Source organism: Patescibacteria group bacterium, assembly GCA_038063375.1.
In the GTDB taxonomy this organism is placed as follows: Bacteria; Patescibacteriota; Minisyncoccia; order Phycocordibacterales; family JANLHH01; genus JANLHH01.
This window is the reverse complement of sequence record JBBTVG010000005.1, coordinates 67,546-73,553: the sequence shown is the minus strand read 5'-3', so window position 1 is coordinate 73,553 and position 6,008 is coordinate 67,546. Positions and strand designations below refer to the sequence as shown.

The following is a 6,008-nucleotide window of genomic DNA, read 5'->3' as shown; positions in this document are numbered from 1 at the left end:
TCCAGAGCTGGTTTGCCAATTCATTGCCGGAGGTTTGGAGAATGACGATTTTTTTTATCATATACTTTTTGGACGAGCTTCTATAAAGCACCGACCGTCTGTTTCTTCTTTTATTATCTCTAATTCGTAGGAGAGGGAAGAGAGAATTAATACCACATTGAACATGTTGAGCATTGAATGTACTTCTAAAAGAATGATCGGTTTCTTGTTTAAAAGAGTGTTCTTTGCGCCAAGGAGCACAAGGGACTCGGCGCCCTCAACATCTATCTTGATAAGATCGGGAGCTTCTTGTATCCCAAGTTCTTTCTTGAAGAGATCAAGTGGGACTGTTCTAACTTTTGTTTCAGTAAACCCTCTTTGTTTGAAAGCACCTCTTTCCCAGATAGTATCAGCCGTATCAATGAAACCCCCAGAGCTTCTCCCACTCTCTATGTCCTCGCTCATACTGAATTCTTCGCTACCTAAGATGTCTGATACCGCAACATCAAAGATAGAAACCGTGTTTCGTATGTCATTATTCTTGTCTCGTATGAGTTTAAGTCGCTCAACATTTTTTTGATTCGGCTCAAAGGCATAGATTTTTCCTTTAGGCCCGACAAGCCGAGCAAAATAAAGAGAATGAAATCCTATGTGCGCGCCAATATCGTAAATGATCTTTCCTTGCAATGCCTCACTATTTAGACGTTTGAAAAGAAAAGTATCATAGGTATTATTAAGAATCGTTTTTTGCCAGGGACCGGTAGGGTCAAAAAATATTTGCAGACCCTCTAGTGGTTTATAGATAAGAGTGTTCCATTTAGGAGAGAAGGTTTTTGGTTTGACCAAAAGTTTTCTTAAAAGCGCATATATGATCGGCGGAGTGATGTTTTTAATCAATTGTTTCATGTGTTCATTCTTTCTGCTAGATAATTGGTAGTAAATAGAAGTTCAGTAATTTTTTCAGGACTTTTTATCTCATAGAGTCCGTCTCTTAGTACCCGATAGATTTTATAATCAGAAAGAAAATTAAATATATCCCTGAAATATGTTCGCGAATCTCTACTTGAAGCACTAAATTCAAATTGAATATATTTAATATTCGGCAACATTTGTTTTGCCCCCTTAAGGCAAGCTAACTCATTACCTTCTACATCAAGTTTTAGCAAAGTAATATTTTTAATATCGTTCAATTTGCAAAAATTGTCTATAGTTTGAATTTTTACCTTTTCGCTTCCAACAAACCCTCCGTGGGGTTTATGAAGAGTGCTTAGTCCGCTAATATTGTCTGGACGGTAAAGAATTGCCTCACCGTCAGTATCCCCCAAAGCACTTTTTACTATAATTGCGTTGTCACCAAGTTCTTTTTTAAGAATTTCATAGTCTCTTAAACATGGTTCAAAAGCATATATCTTTGCCTTGCCTTTTGTGAGATTAAATATCTCCTTAATATAGTCTCCCCCTTGTGCACCAACATCAAAAATAACATGGGTTTGCTCTTTAGATAAAGCATATCTGGCGGCGAACAATTCTCCGTTTTCATTTGGATGTCGTCCTCCAGTCCCAATATTCATTCCTTCTATTGAGACATCAAACAGTCTTCTGAAAATTATCTGAAACGCCTTCTTCCCAAAGAATAGTTTTTTTAATATTTTTTTCATACAATTTACATAATAAGACACGTTCTGGGCGCGTATGTCAACAGAGTAAGTTGTGAAGTCGTATGTTTTGGTCTTAATTAATAATTAAATAACTTAAGCATGCTTTGTTTATGGCGGGGTTGGAACTCGATTTGATGGTGAAGTTTGTCCCAACGGTTCTTGCGCTTACACTATATGAACGGCTAGTCCCCTTATTGCAGGTGATGCCCAAACGCGAACCAAGAGATGAGTCTTCCGTAATCAATATTTGACTACTATCAGTTACTGCCGTGGTTTCTACAACAAGTGTCGAACTGCCATTAGGAAGCGCTATGCTTCCGGCTGACGCAGAACCACAGCTTGCGGGAGTTGTGGTGGAATTGCAATTAGATATAGTAGAAGCTGTGCCAAAAGAAATTGTTCCAGGAACAGTTGTAGTAATTCCCGTACGTCCGATTCTAATAGCGCTTGCGGTAGTTGAGCCGATAGTAAGTGTCCCTGGTGTGTAGGTGTCGAGACCAAGACCGTCTGCGACTACACTAATTAGGTTAGCGAAGAAATCACCATTTACGTGAAGTGTTGCGGACGGAGTATTCGTACCGACCCCTACCTTACTATTGATAATCATGTTTTGTCCGGTGCGTCCAAAAGTCATAGTGGTTGCTTGTGTTGTACCAAAGTTAAGCACTCCGTTGGTTACAGAATCAATCAAAGATCCTATCTGTAGAAAAAGATTCCCGCTGGTGAGTGTGACATTTGAGCCGTCATCGGAGAGAAGCGAATCACTTATGGTAGTATTGGCAATAAATTTAGCAATTCTGTTTATAGTGCCGGAACCGCTAATCGAGATTGGTACTGATGGTGAGGTAACGTCTGCCTCCCGATAACTCCCTGTACCCATCTTTTCAAATTTTACAACGGCATTGGTTTGCGCAGTTTGCCAACAAATCGTAAAGTTTGTGGTGCCATAATTATTTACACAATCATTATTACCGGCACCGGCATATTCTTCTACTACCCAATATTTTCCATTGGGCAACGAACTGAAGTCTTGCGGTTGACTTGTTTGTGCATATCCCGCTGTAGCAACATTATTTTCATCAGTAACATTCCAAATATCATAAAAATTTAAAGGCGTTGAGCTATTGTATATAGTTACACTATCTCCCACCCATGTAAATGTATTGTTTGAATTTGATCCCAATCCACTTTGGGAGATATTGTTTGGCGTAGAACAAGATGCTCCGAATACACAATAATTTTGTGTAAATGTGAATACGCCACTCGCATATGATAAAGAAGGGGAAAGGAAAGCGATGATTGTTATAAAAATAGGCATTATTTTTTTCATGATAAGGTGTTAAAAGTTTATAAACTTATAGGTGAATTATGTCATTAAAAAAACAAAATACAAAGCTCTATTATAAGCAATGTTTAGTTACTTTTTAAGGGTGACCCGGGTAGTCTTTCATTGTGTTACTTTATCAAATATTTTTTAAAATTATAACCAAGATTGTTTTCTTGACCCACCCTCCACAAATAAAGCGGCAATTTGAACGAAATGTTATTGCCGAATGTTTCAGCAACCTGAAAATTGAAATCGCGGTCGGCGCCACGCCCCGTAAATGATGGCCAAACCCGTTCGTTCACTGGGCGAAATCTTACTTTTTCCACGATCTCCTTTTTGAATAAGGGACTGTTCCCTGATCCCGGGTAAGAATCAAGAGACTGGAAAAAGAACTTATTGATAACTCGCATTCTTTTCCATTCAAAAGGAATAAAAGAATTTAGTTTGCCCAGAAAGGGAATAATGACCCCTTTGGTTTTTTTAGCAAGTGCTATTATTTCTTTGTTTGTTATTACCATATTCCTCTCTTCTTGAAAGATTTTTCCAATGTCCAATCTTTTCCCCAGTAATTCTTCTTTGAATTGTTGCCATTGAATGCATACGTGCGAAGCGCCATACTCTATAGCAAGGTTGTACTGCGCTTCTATACGATTTACAAGAGAGGCGTCGTCGGCATCTTGAAAGGTGATCCATTCCCCACGCGCTTTTTCAAATCCGTAGTTTCGCGCCAAATAGCCGGCATTCACATTTCGTCCGCGCTTATTCACGCGATTCGGATCGTCATAAGGGAGTTTATAGTATTGTATTTTTTTGTTTTGTGTTTCGTATTCGCGCACTACTTTTTCAGTATTGTCTGTGCTGTTATCGTCTACAACGATTATTTCCAAGTTGGGGTATGTTTGCGTTAACATGGAGTCAATTGCTACTCCGATAGTGCTTTCGGAGTTATGCGCCGGTATGATGACTGAAATGAGGGGTTTGTTCATATTTTTCTTTCTTTCATTACCTTATCCATGAACGAGGCATACGATTCCTTAAATTGTTCCTTTGTGTGGTGTTTTTGCGCGTAGTGCCATACAGCCAAAGATCGTGATCTCAATTCATCATCGGTAAGCGCGGCAATCCGTTTTACCGCGTCAGTAATTTCTTCGACAGAGGCTGTTTTTAGCTCTATACCGAAAGGTTCCGCATCTACTCCGGATTGCCGGGTGATAATGGGAATAAGACCGGCGTGAAGACCGGTTATTACGCTGCCAGTTTGGCCCTCTGAACACGACGGGTAGATTAATCCAACCGAATCATTAACGATTTTTTTGAATTGTTCGCCTCGTACATCAATACGTCCCATTAGTTTAATGTTAGGCGTTTCGTACAACTCCTTCTTATAACACTCCGTAAAATCTTTCTCGGCGGCAACGGGTCCGCATATCGTAAGCTTGTATTCGGGCATGCGTGCGAATGCTTCAAGCGCGCGGTCGAGCCCCTTGTGTACCGCGCCACCGCCGCCTATCCAGACAAAATTCTTTTTGATGTTTTTAAAATCTTTTCGTTCCGGCGATGGAAATTGCGCAACCGAAAGGAGGGGGATATTCACGATGTCTTTCTTTGCGTACGAGAAGGTGTCTTGAGCGAATCCGTTGCCAAGCGCCGTGGCATAATCGGCATATTCAATATTATTTGACGGGTTCATTTGCCTCCGCGGTTCCAGCATGCACCCGCGCCTTTCTTTCAGTTCTTTCAGACGTTTCTGCTCCGCTTCATTCTGATAGAGCCAGTGCGCGCCCGTGATGTAGAAAATTTTTACACACTTCTCATCGAGAAACGGCGCCAGTCGTTCCAGATTCTGATTGACATCAATCACTGCCGTATAATCTTTTTTAGGAATGAATGTTGTGTTGGTCCAATCAATAACATCAACCGCAAATCCTCGCTCAAGAAGAATCTCGGCGATGATAAGACATTCCCATGGATTGGTGTGCGGACTCCGGTCAAGTTCTTCCTTTTGTATAGTGAAAGGGTGAGTAACGTAGGAGAGTAGTACCGCGCCTTTGGGACGAGATAGTGGTTGGAGCGTCACCTTGCCGCGAAAACGTCGTTTTAGTTTACGCGCGTAGACGCGGTATGGGGAAAAAAATGAGTCGGTAAAAGGCATGTTATTTGTTCCAAAGAAATTCTGGATTTCCTGTCGCATTCATCTCTTCAAGCCACTTGAGAGCGTCGGCAGAGAGTTTCGGCCACTGTGCTTGAAAGGCGGCTGATGAGGGCTTTTTCCCGAAAAAACCACTCCGAATTTTATTGCGAAGAACTTTTAATTTTTCAACAATAAACGAATCAGGGTTTTTATTTAAGTAAAATTTATTCAAACGATCAGTCTCATCCTTTATCTTTTTCATATACACCAAGCTGACACTTTGCGGGTTGCTTATGTTTACGAACGAATAGCCGGTATACCAAGCAATGTTTGCCTTGCCGGCGGTAACTCGTAACGAAAATTCTGCATCAGCACGCCGAAATGACGGATCCCATAATCCCAAGAGGGGAAGTGATGATCTGCGAATCATGGTGCCTAGCCCGCAAAAAGAAAATGGTGTACGATCTTTTTGCCATTGCCGATAGTTCTGCTCATAACCAAGCGGCCTGACGCCGGTGGTTATGTTTTGGTTCTTAAAACCACCCTCGGTACTTACCATATCTACTTGGGTCTCCGAAAGCATGAATTTCTTGCATGCCTCTATGGCAGGATAGTGGAAAACGTCATCATCGGTGATTACTGTAATAAGCACACCGCGCGCTACGAATAGAAGTTTATTCAAGCCGTGTGATTCGCCAAAATCCGGTTCAGATACAAAATATTTTATTTTACCAGTCCTTTTAAGGTCGCTAAGGAATTCTTTCGTGCCATCAGTACTTGCACCATCGGCAACAATGATTTCCTCATCGTTTTTGACGTGTTGCAATAACCTCTCCATGGACTCTTTGAGATAGGGGAGCTTGTTCTTAGTAGTAATTATATATGAAAGGGTTGTAGCATTCTCTGCAGGCAT

The 6,008-nt window shown here is 41.0% G+C and carries 6 protein-coding genes; all 6 read right to left on the bottom strand.

The window, feature by feature from the left end; all coding sequences use genetic code 11:
- Positions 1–57: 57 nt before the first annotated feature.
- Complete coding sequence (locus AAB523_01100) at positions 58–885, bottom strand: FkbM family methyltransferase (GenBank protein MEK7555867.1); 828 nt, start codon at positions 883–885, stop codon at positions 58–60.
- Positions 882–1,637 carry an FkbM family methyltransferase gene (locus AAB523_01095; GenBank protein MEK7555866.1) on the bottom strand — a complete coding sequence of 252 codons (756 nt, stop codon included), beginning with the start codon at positions 1,635–1,637 and terminating at the stop codon, positions 882–884. The genes AAB523_01100 and AAB523_01095 overlap by 4 nt, the downstream gene beginning before the upstream one ends.
- Positions 1,638–1,710: 73 nt before the next feature.
- Positions 1,711–2,967, bottom strand: coding sequence for a hypothetical protein (locus AAB523_01090; protein ID MEK7555865.1), 1,257 nt, complete (start codon positions 2,965–2,967; stop codon positions 1,711–1,713).
- Between the two features lie 125 nt (positions 2,968–3,092).
- Complete coding sequence (locus AAB523_01085) at positions 3,093–3,950, bottom strand: glycosyltransferase family 2 protein (GenBank protein MEK7555864.1); 858 nt, start codon at positions 3,948–3,950, stop codon at positions 3,093–3,095.
- Positions 3,947–5,155 (bottom strand): glycosyltransferase, encoded by a 1,209-nt coding sequence (locus AAB523_01080; protein MEK7555863.1) that lies wholly within the window; start codon positions 5,153–5,155, stop codon positions 3,947–3,949. Before AAB523_01080 ends, AAB523_01085 begins: the two co-directional genes overlap by 4 nt.
- Positions 5,118–6,008 carry a glycosyltransferase gene (locus tag AAB523_01075; protein ID MEK7555862.1) on the bottom strand — a complete coding sequence of 297 codons (891 nt, stop codon included), beginning with the start codon at positions 6,006–6,008 and terminating at the stop codon, positions 5,118–5,120. The genes AAB523_01080 and AAB523_01075 overlap by 38 nt, the downstream gene beginning before the upstream one ends.

Coding starts and splice junctions, on each gene's coding strand:
- AAB523_01090 (MEK7555865.1), bottom strand. CDS start 2,967: ATGAAAAAAATAATGCCTATTTTTATAACAATCATCGCTTTCCTTTCC.
- AAB523_01075 (MEK7555862.1), bottom strand. CDS start 6,008: ATGCCTGCAGAGAATGCTACAACCCTTTCATATATAATTACTACTAAG.
- AAB523_01080 (MEK7555863.1), bottom strand. CDS start 5,155: ATGCGACAGGAAATCCAGAATTTCTTTGGAACAAATAACATGCCTTTT.
- AAB523_01100 (MEK7555867.1), bottom strand. CDS start 885: ATGAAACAATTGATTAAAAACATCACTCCGCCGATCATATATGCGCTT.
- AAB523_01095 (MEK7555866.1), bottom strand. CDS start 1,637: ATGAAAAAAATATTAAAAAAACTATTCTTTGGGAAGAAGGCGTTTCAG.
- AAB523_01085 (MEK7555864.1), bottom strand. CDS start 3,950: ATGAACAAACCCCTCATTTCAGTCATCATACCGGCGCATAACTCCGAA.